The sequence below is a fragment of the Peribacillus sp. P4_D6 genome (assembly GCF_056401795.1).
The window spans coordinates 225,093-243,801 of sequence record NZ_JBFUIQ010000001.1 but is presented as its reverse complement, the minus strand read 5'-3'; the positions used below and the strand labels follow the sequence as shown (position 1 = coordinate 243,801).

The 18,709-nt window shown below is 42.3% G+C and carries 20 protein-coding genes; all 20 read left to right on the top strand.

Features of this window, described 5'->3' with window-relative positions:
• Entirely contained in the window at positions 1–855 is an 855-nt protein-coding gene (gene prmC / locus AC1DVB_RS01110; protein WP_057278310.1) for a peptide chain release factor N(5)-glutamine methyltransferase, read from the top strand.
• A 150-nt stretch (positions 856–1,005) separates the two neighbouring features.
• Positions 1,006–1,938 carry a stage II sporulation protein R gene (spoIIR, locus tag AC1DVB_RS01105; RefSeq protein WP_063574647.1) on the top strand — a complete coding sequence of 311 codons (933 nt, stop codon included), beginning with the start codon at positions 1,006–1,008 and terminating at the stop codon, positions 1,936–1,938.
• 289 nt (positions 1,939–2,227) lie between these two features.
• Complete coding sequence (locus tag AC1DVB_RS01100) at positions 2,228–3,277, top strand: L-threonylcarbamoyladenylate synthase (RefSeq protein WP_057278191.1); 1,050 nt, start codon at positions 2,228–2,230, stop codon at positions 3,275–3,277.
• Positions 3,278–3,351: 74 nt separating this feature from the next.
• Positions 3,352–3,918, top strand: a complete 567-nt coding sequence (locus AC1DVB_RS01095; protein ID WP_230134278.1) for a manganese efflux pump MntP — start codon at positions 3,352–3,354, stop codon at positions 3,916–3,918.
• A gap of 142 nt (positions 3,919–4,060) precedes the next feature.
• Entirely contained in the window at positions 4,061–4,504 is a 444-nt protein-coding gene (locus tag AC1DVB_RS01090) for a low molecular weight protein arginine phosphatase (RefSeq protein ID WP_048685867.1), read from the top strand.
• 110 nt (positions 4,505–4,614) lie between these two features.
• Positions 4,615–4,794: a hypothetical protein gene (locus AC1DVB_RS01085; RefSeq protein WP_239859819.1), complete on the top strand. Its 180-nt coding sequence runs from the start codon at positions 4,615–4,617 to the stop codon at positions 4,792–4,794.
• A gap of 47 nt (positions 4,795–4,841) precedes the next feature.
• Positions 4,842–5,288: a ribose 5-phosphate isomerase B gene (rpiB, locus tag AC1DVB_RS01080; RefSeq protein ID WP_034315832.1), complete on the top strand. Its 447-nt coding sequence runs from the start codon at positions 4,842–4,844 to the stop codon at positions 5,286–5,288.
• Positions 5,289–5,347: 59 nt separating this feature from the next.
• Entirely contained in the window at positions 5,348–5,941 is a 594-nt protein-coding gene (locus AC1DVB_RS01075; RefSeq protein WP_057278189.1) for a TIGR01440 family protein, read from the top strand.
• 370 nt (positions 5,942–6,311) lie between these two features.
• Positions 6,312–7,553: a serine hydroxymethyltransferase gene (locus AC1DVB_RS01070; protein ID WP_053536892.1), complete on the top strand. Its 1,242-nt coding sequence runs from the start codon at positions 6,312–6,314 to the stop codon at positions 7,551–7,553.
• A gap of 230 nt (positions 7,554–7,783) precedes the next feature.
• Positions 7,784–8,413, top strand: coding sequence for a uracil phosphoribosyltransferase (gene upp, locus AC1DVB_RS01065; protein WP_034315825.1), 630 nt, complete (start codon positions 7,784–7,786; stop codon positions 8,411–8,413).
• Between the two features lie 23 nt (positions 8,414–8,436).
• Positions 8,437–9,579 carry a non-hydrolyzing UDP-N-acetylglucosamine 2-epimerase gene (gene wecB / locus AC1DVB_RS01060; protein WP_057278187.1) on the top strand — a complete coding sequence of 381 codons (1,143 nt, stop codon included), beginning with the start codon at positions 8,437–8,439 and terminating at the stop codon, positions 9,577–9,579.
• Between the two features lie 86 nt (positions 9,580–9,665).
• On the top strand, positions 9,666–11,891 hold the full coding sequence (locus AC1DVB_RS01055; RefSeq protein WP_304362953.1) for a S8 family serine peptidase: 2,226 nt from the start codon (positions 9,666–9,668) through the stop codon (positions 11,889–11,891).
• A gap of 286 nt (positions 11,892–12,177) precedes the next feature.
• A complete protein-coding gene (locus tag AC1DVB_RS01050; RefSeq protein ID WP_034315821.1) occupies positions 12,178–12,546 on the top strand; it encodes an ATP synthase subunit I in 369 nt (122 codons plus the stop codon).
• Positions 12,547–12,568: 22 nt separating this feature from the next.
• On the top strand, positions 12,569–13,285 hold the full coding sequence (atpB, locus tag AC1DVB_RS01045; protein ID WP_034315819.1) for a F0F1 ATP synthase subunit A: 717 nt from the start codon (positions 12,569–12,571) through the stop codon (positions 13,283–13,285).
• Between the two features lie 72 nt (positions 13,286–13,357).
• Positions 13,358–13,582, top strand: coding sequence for a F0F1 ATP synthase subunit C (atpE, locus tag AC1DVB_RS01040; protein WP_034315818.1), 225 nt, complete (start codon positions 13,358–13,360; stop codon positions 13,580–13,582).
• Between the two features lie 150 nt (positions 13,583–13,732).
• A complete protein-coding gene (gene atpF / locus AC1DVB_RS01035) occupies positions 13,733–14,248 on the top strand; it encodes a F0F1 ATP synthase subunit B (RefSeq protein WP_034315815.1) in 516 nt (171 codons plus the stop codon).
• Positions 14,245–14,781 carry a F0F1 ATP synthase subunit delta gene (locus AC1DVB_RS01030; protein WP_034315814.1) on the top strand — a complete coding sequence of 179 codons (537 nt, stop codon included), beginning with the start codon at positions 14,245–14,247 and terminating at the stop codon, positions 14,779–14,781. Before atpF ends, AC1DVB_RS01030 begins: the two co-directional genes overlap by 4 nt.
• Before the next feature lie 24 nt (positions 14,782–14,805).
• On the top strand, positions 14,806–16,314 hold the full coding sequence (gene atpA, locus AC1DVB_RS01025; protein WP_034315812.1) for a F0F1 ATP synthase subunit alpha: 1,509 nt from the start codon (positions 14,806–14,808) through the stop codon (positions 16,312–16,314).
• Between the two features lie 37 nt (positions 16,315–16,351).
• Complete coding sequence (locus tag AC1DVB_RS01020) at positions 16,352–17,212, top strand: F0F1 ATP synthase subunit gamma (protein ID WP_034315808.1); 861 nt, start codon at positions 16,352–16,354, stop codon at positions 17,210–17,212.
• 88 nt (positions 17,213–17,300) lie between these two features.
• Positions 17,301–18,698, top strand: coding sequence for a F0F1 ATP synthase subunit beta (gene atpD, locus AC1DVB_RS01015; RefSeq protein WP_034315806.1), 1,398 nt, complete (start codon positions 17,301–17,303; stop codon positions 18,696–18,698).
• The last annotated feature ends 11 nt before the right edge of the window (positions 18,699–18,709 follow it).

The following is an 18,709-nucleotide window of genomic DNA, read 5'->3' as shown; positions in this document are numbered from 1 at the left end:
GTGAAAGTTTTTGAAGCCCTTAAATGGGCTTCTTCTTTTTTAAAGGAAAATGATCGTGATGCCAATGCTGGGGAAATCCTGTTACAGCACTTTTTAAAACAAACTCGCTCCCAAATGCTGGCCAACCTTCATGATGAGCTTAGTGAAGCGGATTTTGGGCAATTTAAGGACGCTATTGAGCTGCATGCTGAGGGGACGCCCATCCAATATATAATCGGCAGTGAAGAATTTTATGGACGGACCTTTTTTGTGAATGAAGAAGTGCTCATACCGAGACCGGAAACAGAAGAATTGATTTATTATACATTACGTAAACTCCCGGCCATTTTTATGGAGGGACAGAGGCTCCGTTTAGTTGATATTGGGACTGGCAGCGGCGCAATTGCCATAACGATGAAACTTGAAAAATCAAACCTGATGGTGACGGCCACGGACATAGCTCAACCATCGCTTGAGGTGGCGAGGAAAAATGCCGAATCACTTGGTGCCGAAGTGGAGTTCATGCAAGGTGATTTGCTTTCGCCTTTCATGAATATAAACGAGAAGGTGGACATTCTTTTATCGAATCCGCCATATATACCAGAAGATGATCATAAATCCATGTCAGTGGTCGTGACTGGTCATGAACCACACCGTGCGTTGTTTGCCGGTATCGATGGGCTGGATTTTTACCGCCGCTTTATGGAACAGTTACCTTTGGTCATGAAGGTGCCTGGACTGATCGGTTTTGAAGTGGGTGCAGGACAGGGGGCGGCGGTTGCCGATTTATTGAAGCGAACCTTTCCTGCCGCGGAAGTATCCATCATAAATGACATTAATGAAAAAGATCGAATGGTCTTTGCTGAATTAAAATGATCCGTCTCCCTTATGTGAGACGGTTTTTTTTAGGGACAGCACCCTCATTATCCTTTGGAATCTATATTTCCAGCTATCAACTTTTTTGTTTTTACTAGTTTAAGATAGCTGAAAAATGGTGAGACTGATTCATGTGAGGGGGCGAAGGCGATGAAAACTAAACATTTAGCCATTATTTATCTATTAATCTTAACTATAGGAACGATCGTAAGTATATATATGCCTAAAGCGGAGATGGTTGGTGCAGAAGATACGAAGGTAATCCCGGATGAGGCGATTCGGCTGCGGATACTCGCCAATAGTGATAAAGAAGAGGACCAAGCGGTTAAACGGCTGATTAGGGATAAGGTAAATGAAGATATCACAAAGTGGGTCGCTGAGCTTACTTCTTTGGATGAGGCGAGGGATGTGATCACCTCGCATCTACCGGATATCCAGGCGACGGCTGAGGCGGTAATAAAGGAACAGGGTTTGGAGCAGTCGGTGAAAGTGGATTTTGGACAAGCTGAATTTCCGACAAAGCTGTACGGGCAGTATTTATATCCGGCAGGGGAATATGAAGCAGTGATTATCACGCTTGGTGAAGGGGACGGAGCTAATTGGTGGTGTGTGTTATTTCCCCCATTGTGTTTCTTGGATTTTTCAAATGGGACGGCTGTAAGTCAAAGTCCGATTGTCGAGGATGAAGAGGAAGGTTCCTTGACTTCGGAAGGAACGGCGTATGCTGCAACGAATGAAGAGAGTGAACCTGTTGCGGAGGAAGTGGTTGAAGAAGAAGTGCTGGCTGAAAAGGAAAAAAGGCCGGAGGAAGTAGTTGAAGAAGAGGTAATCGAGGAGAGTGTAAAAGAGGAAGCACCGGAAGTAACGGTAAAAGAAGAGGTTGTAGAGCCAGAGGTAAAAGAAGAAGTGGCAGTGAAAGATAAGGAACAAGTGACAGAGGAAGTGATTGAAGGGAAAGCTGAAGAAAACAAGGTTGAACTTGCGGCATCCAATGAAAAAGGTCAACAATTATATGAAGGGGAAAAGGAGCCCGAGGTGGAAGTGAAGTCCTTGTTTGCAGAAATCTTCAATGATCTATTTTAAGGAGGGGGCAGAGTCCCTCTTCTTTAAATTCAGATAATTTTAAAAACATATCCACAGGGTTATTAACAAAAAATCAAAAAAGTCTGTCATTAATCATTAATATCCACAAAGTTATCCACGGATTCGATGTGGTTATCCCCAATTTGTGGATAACACTTGAAATATGTGTATACTTCTTTTATACTTTCAAAGTATCTTTTAAGTGGAATTCGTACGTTAAGTTGAAAATACCGTTCATATTAAAGCGATTATATAAAATAAGAAATGTTAAAAGGCGATGGTGTTCAAGATGAAAACGAAAATTTGGTCAGTGGATAAAAATGTGGATAATTTACAAAGTTATCCCCAGATTACACAATCAGCTGAATTATTAAAGGCTAATCAAGTGGTTGCTTTTCCTACAGAGACCGTTTATGGACTCGGCGCGAATGCCAAAAATGACGAGGCGGTCAAAAAAGTGTTCGAAGCAAAGGGGCGTCCAAGTGATAATCCTTTAATCGTTCATATAGCCTCCGATGACCAGTTGTCGGGTATTGTAGAAGAGATTCCGGAACAGGCCCGGAAGCTAATGGCAGAATTTTGGCCGGGTCCTTTGACTTTGATCATGAAACGGAAACCGGGCCAGCTATCGAATCTTGTGACAGCTGGATTGGACACGGTGGCTGTCAGGATGCCGGATCATCAGGTTGCCCTTGGCCTTATTCGTGCGAGTGGTTTGCCCATTGCGGCTCCAAGTGCAAATACTTCCGGGAAACCAAGCCCCACTTCAGCAAAACATGTTGAAGATGACTTGATGGGCCGGATTGCAGGTATAGTCGATGGCGGGAATACAGGTGTGGGCGTGGAATCCACAGTACTGGATTGCACTGTGGAAGTCCCTGTTATTTTAAGGCCTGGCGGGGTGACCCTGGAACAGCTGGAAGCGGTAATTGGGGAAGTCAGGCAAGATGTCGCTTTGAAGAATCAGGAAACGGCGCCAAAGGCTCCGGGCATGAAATATACCCACTATGCTCCGAAGGCCCCTCTATTTTTAGTCAAGGGTAATCAAGCTTTCCTTCAAAAGCTTGTGGATGAAAAAAGAAGTGACGGGTTAAAGGTGGGCATCATTACGGCTTATGAACATCAGCAGGATTATAAGGCGGATTATGTGGTTGTCCCAGGTTCATTAGCCGATTTACATTCAGTTGCGACAGGCTTATATGATGCCTTAAGACAGTTTGACGAGCTGGAGGTCGATGTCATTTTTAGTGAAATGTTTCCTGACCATGGAATAGGGGCTGCGGTCATGAATCGGCTTGAGAAGGCTGCAGGTCATCAAATCATCAAGGAACATGTGTAATAAGGACTGATTTATCCTTCTATTTCTTTTCGGACATGCATAACATGTAGTAGGCACGTCCGAGGGGGATTGGAATGAATACACTTGCTGGAGAAATCATCACCTTATTGCTAATGGCCTTCGCTTTGGGAATGGATGCCTTTTCAGTGGGCCTTGGGATGGGAATGTTTAAGCTAAGGTTGAGGCAAATTCTGTTTATAGGTTTGACAGTCGGCATTTTTCATATTTGGATGCCCTTGCTTGGAATGGGGGCAGGCCGTTTCATTTCAGAAAAATTCGGGATCTTCGCTACATACGCCGGCGGTCTATTGTTGATCATTCTTGGTATACAGATGTTTATTCCTGGTAAAAAGGATGGAGCTAGTGCCATGCAAAATAAGATGCTGGCTCCTGTCGGGAAAGGTTTAATCATTTTTGCTTTAGGGGTAAGCCTGGATAGCTTCTCGGTAGGGTTGACTCTGGGGATTTACGGTGCCAAAACGATTTTAACGGTTCTTTGTTTTGGGTTTGCCGCCACTCTATTAACGTGGGCCGGGCTTTTACTGGGTAGAAAAATGCAGGGTTTGCTTGGCGTGTATAGTGAGATTCTTGGCGGAAGCATCCTGTGTGCGTTTGGATTGAAGCTATTGTTCTCTTTTTGATCCGCCTGAATTCATATCATTCCTACCTCAACTGTTCCGATTAACGGAGCGGTTTTTATTTTTCTTCGGACACAATGACAGTGATTTTTTGACTATAATAAACGGGCGATAGCTTATAATGAATAAAAAAGGAGGCGTTAAAATGATCCGAGTATTATTTGTATGTACAGGTAACACATGCCGAAGCCCGATGGCAGAAGCGATATTGAAAAACAAGAATATTGCGGGTGTTGAAGTGAAGTCCGCAGGCGTGTATGCTTCGACAGGTCAGGATGCTTCAATGCATGCTAAAAATGTATTGGTTGAAAATGACATAGTGCATAATCATCATTCAACGCCTTTATCCGCGAAGGAAATGGAGTGGGCAACTCATATCTTCACCATGACGGAAGGGCATAAATCGGCCATTACCCGTTCATATCCCCAAATGATCGATAAGACCTTTACTTTAAAAGAATTCATTCTCGGCGATAAATATGATAGAGATATAATGGATCCGTTCGGCGGTTCTGAAGGCATTTATCGGGAAACGTTCAGAGAGCTGCAGGAATTGATAGATGAATTAGTCAAAAGGCTTAAAAATTGAACTGGGGTACATAATGTGGCCGCTGGGGTAAAAGATATTACTAAGCTTGGTATAGGATCAAGGCAGCATTGGCTGCCATTGCAGAATAAGCATCTGCTGGAGCGGAAGAAGTGTCGGCTGTCAAAAGCGAACGAGGGGCAGTCATGGAAAATGTCGAAAAATCGTCAATGGAACTTAAAGCGGAAGCGGAAAAGTTGAACAGGACCATTCCCCGCAAAGAAGCAGGAAACCAGAGTTGGTTTCCTGCTTCTTTGCGGGGAAAAGGATGGACATCCTTTATCTTTTCATAATTTTGTGACACAATAAAATCAAATGAAAAAGCTAGAGGAGGATTATGATGAAAGTTGCGATTGCTTCGGATCATGGTGGTATACATATCCGTGAAGAAATAAAGAATTTATTGAATGAGTTACAGATTCCATTTGAGGACTTTGGCTGTGAATGCAGTACGTCGGTGGATTATCCTGATTATGCCTTGCCGGTTGCTGAAAAAGTGGCACGGGGTGAGTTCGATCGGGGCATTTTAATCTGTGGAACTGGAATCGGAATGAGCATTGCTGCCAATAAGGTCAAAGGTATACGATGTGCATTGGTTCATGATGTCTATAGCGCGAAATTGACCCGTCAGCATAATGATACCAATATGTTAGCGATGGGGGAACGTGTCATTGGCCCTGGTCTAGCCAGGGAAATTGCCCAAACGTGGCTGACTTCGGAATTTGAGGGCGGGCGCCATCAAAACAGGATTGGTAAGATTGCGGAGTACGAAGGTAAGCACAGCTAATTCTTTTGGTTTTTGGAGAGTTCCGATAGCAAGTTTTCTTATTGAAAGGATGCGTTTTCATGACAAGTGATGCTACATTTTCAAATGAGCTTAAGATATGGGAAAACCAGTTTAGGGAACTTTTATACGAGTTCCAAGAACAGACGGCTTTAAAAGAGAAACAGCTACTGGTTATCGGCTGCAGTACAAGTGAAGTGATCGGGAAAAGGATCGGTACTGAAGGGACACTCGATGTTGCTGGGATGATTTTTTCCGTAGTGAGGGATTTTCAAGGAAAAACGGGTGTTCAGGTTGCATATCAATGTTGTGAGCATCTAAACAGGGCCTTGGTTTTACAAAGGGAAACCGCGATTCGTTATGGTTATGAAGAAGTTTCGGTCGTACCTGTAAGAACAGCTGGGGGATCGATGGCGACGTACGCCTATCAGCAATGGAAAGATGCAGTCGTCGTTGAACATATCAAAGCGGATGCGGGGATAGATATTGGAGACACATTCATTGGTATGCATCTGAAGCATGTTGCGGTTCCGATTCGCTCTGCCATTAAAGAAATAGGACATGCACATGTGACCATGGCAAAAACCCGCCCGAAACTGATTGGCGGGGAGCGTGCAGTTTATCGGGACCTCTCTGGAAACAAAAGTTGTACTTAATGGGTAAGCAAGACAGCATTTCTCGGATGGGAAATGCTGTTTTTTAATTGAGGCGGCAAAATCGTAACGCTCAAAGTAAAGGATCAAAAGAAAAAACTTTCTTTTATAGTGCTAATAGAATGGTGATTTCGCTCTTGTAATATAAGGTGAAAGAGCTATTTACCATAATTCTGATGTTAAATACGAACATTTTTAAATGAAAAAACATTTAATGTTCGATAAAATTAGACTATCACTTCTAAATTAGACATGTTAAAATGGAGTAGAATTTTCTAATAACTATTGATATGGCTTTTTCATGCTTTTTGAAGGCATGTTGCACATAAATACTAAAAAGCGAATCACGCACAATTTAAGGAGGAATTACGGAATGAATCGTTTAGCAAAGCAAGATGAGCAAGTGTTTAACGCAATTCAACTGGAATTAGGGCGTCAAAGAAGTAAAATTGAGCTTATTGCTTCTGAAAACTTCGTGAGTGAAGCTGTCATGGAAGCGCAAGGATCGGTCTTGACTAATAAGTATGCAGAAGGATACCCTGGAAAACGTTACTATGGCGGATGTGAGTATGTAGACATCGTTGAAGATCTAGCACGTGAGCGTGCGAAAGAAATTTTCGGAGGCGAGTATGTGAACGTACAGCCTCACTCTGGAGCTCAAGCCAATATGGCCGTTTACTTTACAGTGCTTCAAACTGGCGACACAGTGCTTGGGATGAACCTTTCGCATGGCGGTCACTTAACACATGGAAGTCCAGTAAACTTCAGTGGTGTTAACTACAATTTTGTTGAATATGGTGTAGACGAAAAAGATCACCGTATCGATTACAATGATGTATTGGAAAAAGCGCGTCAACACAAACCTAAATTGATCGTAGCGGGTGCAAGTGCATATCCACGGGAAATCGACTTCAAGCGATTCCGTGAAATTGCGGATGAAGTCGGGGCATATTTAATGGTCGACATGGCGCATATTGCAGGTTTAGTTGCGGCTGGATTACATCAAAGTCCAATTCCTTATGCTGACTTTGTTACGACAACTACTCATAAAACACTTCGCGGACCACGCGGCGGGATGATCATCTGTAAAGAAGAATTCGGTAAGAAGATCGATAAATCCATCTTCCCTGGAATTCAAGGCGGTCCTTTGATGCATGTTATATCAGCTAAGGCTGTTGCATTCGGCGAAGCGCTTCAAGATGATTTTAAAGTATATGCTCAACAAATCATCGACAATGCTAAACGTTTGGGTGAAGGTTTGAAGAAAGAAGGGTTCACTCTTGTTTCTGATGGAACGGACAATCACTTGATTCTTCTTGATGTACGCTCTACAGGGTTAACGGGAAAAATCGCAGAGCATGTTTTGGATGAAATCGGTATTACCGTGAACAAAAATGCGATTCCTTATGACCCGGAAAAACCATTCGTTACCAGCGGTATACGTATTGGGACTGCGGCAGTGACATCACGTGGCTTCGGATTGGAAGACATGGATGAAATAGCTGCTATCATCGGACTTGTATTGAAAAATAATGAAGACGCAGCTAAGCTTGAAGAAGCAAAACAGCGTGTTGAATCATTAGCGAACAAATTTGAATTATATCCTTCATTGTAATATCGGGCTGCTCCCTTTAAAGGGAGCGGTTTTTTCATTTATGGAAGTCGGTGTGTTAGAAGAATCCGAATAGTGAAAATAGGTCTGACAACTAAACCTTTATTGAAGATTGAAACATTTTTCTGTAAAATAGGTTGAAGTGAAATTTAAAAGACACGAAAATTTTTCTATTCGATTAGGGAAATCATAAAAAAGCGCAAAACTAAGCAATGGAATTGGAGAGATGCCAAATGGGAAAAGTTTATGTTTTCGATCACCCGTTAATTCAACACAAATTAGCCTATATACGTGATATAAATACAGGAACAAAAGAATTCCGTGAACTAGTGGATGAAGTTGCATCATTGATGGCATTTGAAATCACGAGGGATATGCCGCTGGAAGAAGTGGAAATCCAAACGCCTGTAAGCACAGCGAAAGTGAAAATGCTTTCTGGTAAAAAAGTGGGAATCGTCCCGATTTTACGTGCGGGAATAGGGATGGTGGACGGAATCATTAAGCTGATTCCTGCTGCAAAGGTCGGACATGTTGGACTTTACCGTGATCCTGAAACATTGAAACCGGTTGAATATTATGCGAAGATGCCAAGTGACTTGGCAGAAAGGGAATGCATTGTCGTTGACCCGATGCTAGCCACTGGCGGATCAGCCATCGAAGCGATCCATTCCATTAAAAAACGCGGTGCAGTCAATATTAAATTCATGTGTTTGATTGCAGCTCCAGAGGGTGTGGAAGCTTTAAAAGAAGCTCATCCTGATGTTGATATCTATATTGCGGGTCTTGACGAAAAACTGAATGAACATGGTTATATCGTTCCGGGTCTTGGAGACGCAGGAGATCGTTTATTCGGCACAAAATAAGGAAAGAAACTGAGGTGTCACGAATGAACAAACCGATTAAAGTCATGACCATTTTCGGGACGAGACCAGAAGCTGTCAAAATGGCTCCCTTAGTACTCGAATTTCAAAAACACCCAGAATATTTCAAGCCGATCGTTGCTGTCACGGCTCAGCATCGCCAAATGTTAGATCAAGTTCTCGAACTATTTTCCATACAGCCGGATTATGACTTGGACATAATGAAGGAAAGGCAAACGCTTGCTGACATTACAACAAGAGCATTGAATGGTCTTGATTCCGTAATGAAGGAAGCTAAACCAGATATTGTTCTCGTTCATGGTGATACAACCACAACGTTTGTTGCCAGTCTGGCAGCTTTTTATAATCAAATTGTCATTGGGCATGTAGAAGCGGGGCTGCGCACATGGAATAAGTATTCCCCCTATCCGGAAGAGATGAATCGACAGCTTACGGGTACGATGGCGGATTTGCATTTTGCGCCGACTTCGAAAGCCGAGGAGAATCTGCTGAACGAGAACAAGAAGGATAATATCTTCGTGACGGGAAATACGGCAACGGATGCTTTAAAAACGACTGTAAGGTCGACATATTCCCATCCGGTTTTAAATGGACTTGGAGAAGACAGGCTCATTTTGCTTACCGCCCATCGCAGGGAAAATCTAGGGGAACCCATGAGGAATATCTTCAGGGCCGTTAAGAGAATCATTGTTGAGCATGATGATGTTCAAGTGGTATATCCTGTCCATTTAAATCCGCTTGTTCAAGAATTGGCAAACGAAGTTCTCGGGGACGATCCGCGGGTTCACTTGATCGAACCGCTGGATGTATTGGATTTCCATAACTTCGCTTCTAGAGCCTTTCTGATTTTGACTGATTCTGGAGGAATCCAGGAAGAGGCACCGTCACTTGGTGTACCCGTCCTGGTTTTAAGGGATACGACCGAACGTCCTGAGGGGATTACGGCTGGAACCTTAAGATTGGCTGGTACTGATGAACAAACCATATATGATTTGGCACATGAATTGCTCACCGATCAAGAGGTGCACGAAAAAATGTCCAAAGCTTCAAATCCATATGGGGACGGAAATGCTTCGGTACGCATAGCTGAAGCCATCCTTTACTATTTTAAGCAAGTGAATATGCCGCCAACTAGATTTGAACCATAAAAGAGGAAAAGCCATGCGCTTTTCCTTTTTTTATTTGCATACTCCAAGGTTGTTGAGAAAAGATAACTGCTAAGGGGATGATTATGTTGGGAAAGAAAACGTTCATAGTGTTTGTTTTCCTTTTTATATTTATTTATCAATATGAAAAGGGCTTTGCAAAAGTCATTCTGCCGCCTTTACCAAAACTATCTGAATCTAAGGAAGTAACGGTTGTTGTCACGATGGATAAGGCGTTTAATCGAAAAAAGATCGAAAAACTGCTTGAAAAATATCCATCTCTTCAATTACGGAATGTTTATTCGGTTGCCCTGGATGGATTTTCCCTTCATGGGAAAATGAATGAAATAGAACAACTTAAAAAGGAGGGTGGAATTCAGGCAGTAACGGAAGTATCCGTTTATCAAGCCGTGTTGGATAAAAGTGTCCCATACATAGGAGGAGACAGGGTCAGGGGTTTCTTTGATAAGGAGAATCACCGGATCACCGGGAAAGGGATAAAGGTAGGGATAATCGATACTGGCATCGATTATACACATCCAGATTTGCAACGAGCTTATAAAGGAGGTAAGGATCTGGTTGATGGTGATGCAGATCCGATGGAAACCAAAAATCAAGGCGACCTGGATACATTGCATGGCACTCATGTGGCGGGCATCATTGCAGCCAATGGAAAAATGAAAGGCGTCGCACCTGAAGCGGAGATTTACGCATATCGAGCATTGGGGCCAGGCGGTTCTGGAGATACAGATCAAGTGTTGACGGCCATTGAGTCAGCCATGAAGGATAAGGTGGATGTATTGAACCTCTCTCTAGGGAATAACGTCAATGGTCCTGATTTACCTATCTCCCTTGCGTTGAATAAAGCTGTGGAAAGCGGCATTGTTGCCGTGACATCAAACGGGAATTCCGGTCCGGCTGTATGGACCGTCGGTTCACCCGGTACAGCGGAAAAAGCGATTTCCGTTGGGGCTTCGACTCCGCCCTTAAGGGTGCCGTATATGATTTACGGACTTGGATCAAAAAAGCATCAATCGCATTTAACCTTGTTTCAAGGCTCTAAAAAATGGAACCTGACGTTTTCCGAGGATGTCATATATGGGGGACTGGGTAATAAAAAGGACCTAAAGAATGTTCGGGATAAGATTGTGTTGTTGGAACGTGGCACACTTACCTTCCAGCAGAAAGTATCCAATGCAGAAAAGGCGGGTGCGAAGGGGGTAATTGTTTTTAATAATACGAGCGGGACCTTTACTGGAAGCTTGGAAAAAGAAATGAACATCCCGGCTTCTTCTATTAATAGAAGAGATGGATTGCAGCTCAAGCAAATCATGGAGCAAGGGCAAAGCAAAACCGTTCAATTTGTTTATAAGAACGAGCAGGATAGGCTCGCGGATTTTAGCTCCAGGGGACCGGTAACCGTATCATGGGGAATAAAGCCTGACGTATTGGCACCGGGAGTGGAAATTGAAAGCACCATTCCTAAAGGATATATGTCCCTGGATGGAACAAGTATGTCCGCACCGCATGTTGCAGGAGCATGCGCCTTAATCCTGCAAAAACACCCGGAGTGGACTCCTGATCAAGTCAAATCTGCATTGATGAGCACTTCCAAGCCATTGAGGAAAACAGCAAATCAATTGTATCACACATATGAACAGGGGGCTGGGCGCATCCAGGTCGACGAAGCGTTAAAAGCGGACACGCTCTTGAACCCAAGCTCATTGTCTTTTGGGATGTATACAAAAAAAGAAGGAATTGAAGAGCATCATGAAACGATAGTCATAGAAAATACCGGTACGGAAATGAGGAAGTACTCATTCATGGTCCCATTAAAAGAGACGGGACTCACTTGGGAATTGCCGAAATCCCTTACTTTGAAACCGAAGGAAAAGAAACGGATAAAAGTCGGATTGCAGGTCAACCCAGCCAAGCTTAAAAAGGGAGTCTTTGATGGATACCTCATTATAATGGAAGGAACCAAAAGAATATCCCTTCCTTATTTATATGTAAAAGAAGAGCCTGATTATCCAAGGATAATGGGATTTGATTTTGGTCAAGGGGACCAGGAAGGCACATATCGATACGAAATGTATCTTCCACGCGGGGCTGAAGAATTCGGTATTGCCCTTTATGAGGAAGATAGCTTGAAATTCGCTGGATATTTGGATTGGTCCAGATCGGCTCCTTCCGGTTTGATCAAAAAAGATGTATTGAAAAAGGACTTGCCTCCTGAAGGAGTTTATAAAGCGATAATCTTTGCAAGAAGGGGCGGAAGGGAAGATCGGATAGAAAAGACGTTACTTATTGAGTGAACAGAGGCTAATAAGTAAAATAAAACGGATGTCAATAGAAGAAAAAAGATAATTTGTGAACAATTCGTTAATAATTACAAACCTGTGACAAATTTCACTAACCACTCATTGACAATGATTCTAGCCTATTGTATGCTAACTAAGGATGTAAAATGAGAGGGGTTTCATACGTTAATAACGTGTCAAATAGAAGTAAGTTTTTGACCTTCTATTTGGACTTGTTACGGGCAAATTCTCCTAAGCTAAACAAGATACTACAATATTTCTAGGGAGATTACATGACAAAATGCTAGAATTGGAAAAGATGTTCAATAGGCAGCTAAAATACATGTTGTATTTAATGGGTATTTATCTACTTGGGGTGGTTTTCACTTCCCATGATTCAGTCTTCCAAGGATTATTGCTTGGAACTGCCTTCAGCCTATTTATATTCTGGTCAATGGTCAAAAAGAACAAGAAGTTCGCCCAAGAGGTTGCCGAAGGAAAGAAAACGCGCTCCCTTGGTAGTTTAACTAGAATGTCTGTAGCGGGTTTAGCTGCAATTATTGCATTGAGATATCCTGGTGAATTTCAGGTTGTCTGCGTGGTTGTGGGATTAATGACAGTTTACTTTGTCATTATGATAGATTATTTTATGCAAAACATACGTAGGTAGTAAAGAAGAGAGGTGAATACTGTTGAATCATGAAGCTCCTATGTGGGAATTTATGAATACCGGAATACATTTCAACTTGGCTAATGTTCTTATGATGACCATCGCAAGTCTCATTGTCTTCATTATTGCTGTAGCAGCAACTCGAAAACTTGCGATGAAGCCAACAGGTATCCAAAACTTTATCGAATGGGTTATGGATTTTGTGAAAAATATCATCAACAGCAATATGGATTGGCGTACGGGTGGTCAGTTCCTAATGTTGGGAATGACGTTAATATTGTACGTATTTGTTTCAAACATGTTAGGGTTGCCGTTCTCGATTGTAATAGGACATGAACTTTGGTGGAAATCACCTACATCTGATCCGGCAATAACTTTAACTTTGGCAGTTATGGTAATGGGTTTAACTCATTATTATGGTATCAAGATGAGAGGCATGAAAAATTATGCCAAAACTTATGTTCAGCCAATGGGTTTCTTGTTTCCGTTAAAGATTATTGAGGAGTTCGCTAATACGTTAACTCTAGGATTGCGGCTTTACGGGAATATTTATGCGGGTGAGTTACTATTAACTTTACTTGCTGGACTAGGAACAAGTGGTGTTGTGGGTGCAGCCACTGCTGCATTACCGATGTTAGCTTGGGAAGGGTTTAGTATCTTTGTCGGCTCCATTCAAGCTTTTATCTTTACTATGTTAACGATGGTTTATCTTTCCCATAAAGTAAGTGACGACCATTAATTATAAATATTGTTCATTTAGAACATTATATTGATGAAAAAATAAAACAACATTTCAAGGAGGAAATTTATCATGACAGGTTCTTTAGGTCTTATAGCTGCTGCTATCGCAGTTGGATTAGGTGCACTAGGTGCGGGTATTGGTAACGGTCTTATCGTTGGGCGTACAATTGAAGGAATGGCTCGTCAGCCAGAAGCTCGTGGTATGCTTCAAACTACAATGTTCGTTGGTATTGCATTAGTTGAGGCACTTCCAATCATCGCTGTAGTTATCGCGTTTATTGTAATGGGTAAATAAGATAACTTGAAAAAGTTCAATAATGGCGAAGATGATCCAAGGAGACCCTTCGCCATTGCTCTGTGTTAAAGTGAACATTTATGGCAGTGATACTGTCAATCGAAAATACAGAACTTCAATAGTGAATCTCATGAAGGGAGTGAACCGAGCGTGTTAACAAGCAATTTTGTTCTTGGTCAAGTCCACTTTAATGGTGGAGATATCATATACCAGCTTGTAATCTTTATTATTTTGTTAGCGTTGCTTAAGAAGTTTGCATGGGGTCCGCTAATGGGCATCATGAAAGAACGTGAAGAGCATGTTGCGAATGAAATTGAAGCAGCTGAAGTTAGCCGAAAAGAAGCACTGAAATATTTAGAAGAACAGCGTGAAATCGTAAAACAATCTCGCACTGAAGCGGGACAACTTATAGAGAATGCTAAGCAGCAAGGCGAAGCACAACGCGAAGATATTATTAATCAAGCGCGTGCAGAGGCTGAACGTGTTAAAGAATCAGCAAAACGTGAAATCGTTCAAGAGAGAGAAAAAGCAGTTGCCGCCTTACGCGAGCAAGTAGCTTCATTATCTGTCATGATCGCCTCTAAGGTGATTGAGAAAGAACTTTCATCAGCTGATCAAGAAAAACTAATCAATGAATATATTCAAGAGGCAGGAGAAGGTAAATGAGCGATATAACTGTAGCAGGACGTTATGCTGTAGCTCTTTTCCAAATTGCGAAAGAGCAAAATCTCATTAACCAACTTGAAGAAGAGCTTCGCATAGTGAATGAAGTTTTCACAAATGATAAAGATCTATTAAGCTTCTTGGCTCATCCTAAAATGACTAGAGATGCAAAAAATACAATGCTTGCAAATGCATTTGCAAGTCTTTCGTCTTCCGTTCGAAACACTGTAATGTTAATGGTGGAGCGTCATCGTACAGATGAAGTGATTCCTATGGCACAAGAGTTCATTGAACTTGCGAATGAAGAAAATTCAGTTGCGGATGCGACTGTTTATACAGTAAATCCATTAACTGAAGCTGAAGCGGAGGCTGTGTCTTCAGCTTTTGCTGCAAAGATCGGCAAACGTAATTTGCGTATCACTAATGTTACGGATAGCAATATTCTTGGCGGTATCAAACTTCAAATCGGTAACCGTATTTATGACGGAACGATACGTGGGAAGCTTGATCGCCTTAGCAAACAACTATTAGGTTAATATTCACAGATAGGGGTGAAATTCATGAGCATCAAAGCTGAAGAAATCAGTGCGCTGATTAAAAAGCAGATTGAAAACTATCAGTCGGAAATTAAAGTAAGCGATGTAGGTACAGTAATCACTGTTGGTGATGGTATCGCTCGCGTTCATGGTTTAGACAATGCAATGGCTGGGGAGCTCTTAGAATTTTCTAATGGTTCAATGGGATTGGCACAAAACCTTGAGCAAAATAACGTAGGTGTTGTTATTCTTGGACCATTCAGAGACATTCAAGAAGGCAGTGAAGTACGCCGTACTGGCCGTATCATGGAAGTACCAGTTGGAGAAGAATTAATCGGGCGTGTCGTGAATCCGTTAGGACAACCATTAGATGGTCTTGGTCCAATCGCTACAACAAAAACTCGTCCAATCGAAAGCCCTGCTACAGGTGTTATGGACCGTAAATCCGTTCATGAACCATTACAAACAGGAATTAAAGCAATCGATGCGCTAGTACCTATCGGACGTGGACAACGTGAGTTAATCATCGGTGACCGTCAAACTGGTAAAACATCAGTTGCGATCGATACAATCCTTAACCAAGCTGACCAAGATATGATCTGTATCTATGTGGCTATCGGTCAAAAAGAATCAACTGTTCGTGGAACTGTTGAAACACTGCGTAAAAATGGTGCATTGGATTACACAATCGTTGTATCTGCATCAGCTTCTCAACCAGCACCACTTTTATACCTAGCGCCATATGCTGGTGTGACTATGGGTGAAGAGTTCATGTTCGCTGGCAAGCACGTTCTTGTGGTTTATGATGATCTTTCTAAACAAGCATCTGCATACCGTGAACTTTCCTTGCTACTTCGCCGTCCTCCAGGTCGTGAAGCATTCCCAGGGGATGTATTCTACTTGCACTCCCGTTTACTTGAGCGTGCAGCTAAATTGAATGACACCTTAGGTGCCGGTTCAATCACTGCGCTTCCATTTGTTGAAACACAAGCAGGCGACATCTCTGCTTACATTCCAACAAACGTAATTTCCATCACTGATGGACAAATCTTCTTGCAATCCGATTTGTTCTTCTCGGGTGTACGTCCTGCGATTAACGCTGGTCTATCCGTATCCCGTGTTGGTGGATCTGCACAAATTAAAGCGATGAAGAAAGTTGCTGGTACTTTACGTCTAGACTTGGCTTCTTATCGTGAATTGGAAGCATTCTCTCAATTCGGTTCTGATCTTGATGCTGCAACTCAAGCAAAACTTAACCGTGGTGCTCGTACAGTTGAAGTTCTAAAACAAGATCTAAACAAACCGATCAAAGTTGAAAAACAAGTCATGATTTTCTATGCATTGACTAAAGGTCATTTAGATGATATTCCAGTATCGGATATCCTTCGTTTTGAAGAAGAATACTATGTATTCCTAGATCGTTCTCATCCGGAATTATTAGATCACATTCGCACAACGAAAGGTCTTCCTGAAGATGCTGCTATCGTTGCTGCAATTAACGAGTTCAAAAAGAACTTCGTTATTTCTGAATAATAAGGTCTAACTAATTTATAAAGGGTGGTGAGAATGAATGGCCTCTTTACGCGATATTAAGTCTCGGATTACTTCAACGAAAAAGACGAGTCAAATTACAAAAGCGATGCAGATGGTATCTGCTTCTAAAATGAACCGTGCTGAAGCTAATGCTAAAGCATATGTTCCATATATGGATAAAATTCAAGAAGTAGTATCAAGTATTGCGAACGGAAGTACGGGTGCATCTCATCCAATGCTTGTCTCGCGTCCAGTTAAGAAAACCGGTTACCTGGTAATCACATCGGACCGCGGATTGGCAGGAGCATACAATAGTAGTATCCTTCGCCACGTTCATAAAACCATTCTTGAACGCCATAAATCCAATGATGAGTTCGTCATTATCGCAATCGGAAGGGTTGGCCGTGATTTCTTTGTCAGCCGTAACATGCACGTAGAGCTTGAAGTAACTGGAGTTCCTGATCAGCCTTCTTTCGCTGACATTAGCTCCCTTGCAAAATCAACAGTGAATTTGTATCTAAATGAACTGTGTGATGAGCTTTACATGTACTATAACCATTATGTCAGCCCAATCCAGCAGGATGTAACGGAAACGCAAGTCCTTCCGTTAGCTGACTTTAATACTTCCAATGCAGCAATGACTTCTTATGAATTTGAACCGAATGCAGAAGAAATCCTTGAGGTATTACTGCCTCAGTACGCAGAAAGTTTAATTTATGGTGCTTTGCTAGATGGTAAAGCAAGTGAGCACTCTGCACGTATGACTGCAATGAAAAATGCGACCGATAATGCTAAAGAATTGATTGATTCACTTTCATTGCAATATAACCGTGCACGTCAGGCCGCAATTACTCAAGAAATAACGGAAATTGTCGGCGGTGCAGCAGCTTTAGAATAAAAATTATTAAAGGGACGGTCGGACCGGACGATGCTTGGCCGTTCCATAAACTAGATTGTCGTTACAAGCAACGTTAGGAGGGAAAACGATGAATATAGGACGCGTTACTCAAGTTATGGGTCCGGTTGTTGACGTGAAATTCGAAGACGGACAACTTCCTAAGATCTATAACGCGTTAAGAATCGAAAATACAGCGTCTGGTACAGGACTAACTCTTGAAGTAGCCCTTCAACTAGGTGATAATACAGTTCGTACTGTAGCAATGTCTTCCACTGATGGTTTAACCCGTGGTGCAGAGACTGTTGATACAGGAGCTCCAATTTCCGTTCCTGTAGGTGAAGTAACACTAGGCCGCGTTTTCAACGTATTAGGGGAAAACATTGACCTATTCGAACCACTTACAGCAGAGGTGCGCCGTGATCCAATTCACAGACAAGCACCAACTTTTGAGGACTTATCAACAACAGTTGAAATTCTTGAAACTGGTATTAAAGTAGTAGATTTACTTGCTCCTTACATCAAAGGTGGTAAAATCGGTCTCTTCGGTGGAGCCGGTGTTGGTAAAACCGTACTTATCCAAGAACTTATCAATAACATCGCACAAGAGCACGGCGGTATCTCGGTATTCGCTGGTGTAGGTGAGCGTACTCGTGAAGGTAATGACCTTTTCTACGAGATGACTGATTCCGGTGTTATCAAGAAAACGGCAATGGTATTCGGACAAATGAACGAGCCGCCAGGTGCACGTATGCGTGTAGCTCTTAGCGGTTTGACAATGGCTGAATATTTCCGTGACGAACAAGGACAAGACGTTCTATTCTTCATCGATAACATTTTCCGTTTCACACAAGCAGGTTCTGAGGTTTCCGCCCTACTAGGACGTATGCCTTCAGCGGTTGGTTACCAACCAACTCTTGCTACTGAAATGGGCCAATTGCAAGAACGTATCACTTCAACAAATAAAGGTTCAGTTACATCCATTCAAGCGATCTATGTACCTGCCGATGACTATACGGATCCGGCTCCAGCTACAACTTTCGCTCACTTGGATGCAACAACTAACCTTGAGCGTAAACTTTCTGAAATGGGTATCTACCCTGCAGTTGATCCATTGGCGTCTTCTTCTCGTGCCCTTAGCCCAGAAATCGTTGGGGCTGAGCACTATAAAGTGGCTCGTCAAGTGCAATCGACTTTACAGAAATATAAAGAACTTCAAGATATTATTGCCATCTTAGGTATGGACGAATTAAGCGAAGACGAAAAAGTAATCGTTCAACGTGCTCGTAGAATTCAAAACTTCTTGTCACAAAACTTCCACGTGGCTGAACAATTCACTGGTCAAAAGGGATCTTATGTACCAGTTAAAGAAACAGTCCAAGGATTCAAAGATATCCTAGCTGGAAAATATGACGAACTTCCAGAAGATGCTTTCCGTCTAGTTGGCCGCATCGAAGAAGTTGTTGCTAAAGCAAAAGAAATGGCTTAATTAAAGGGACC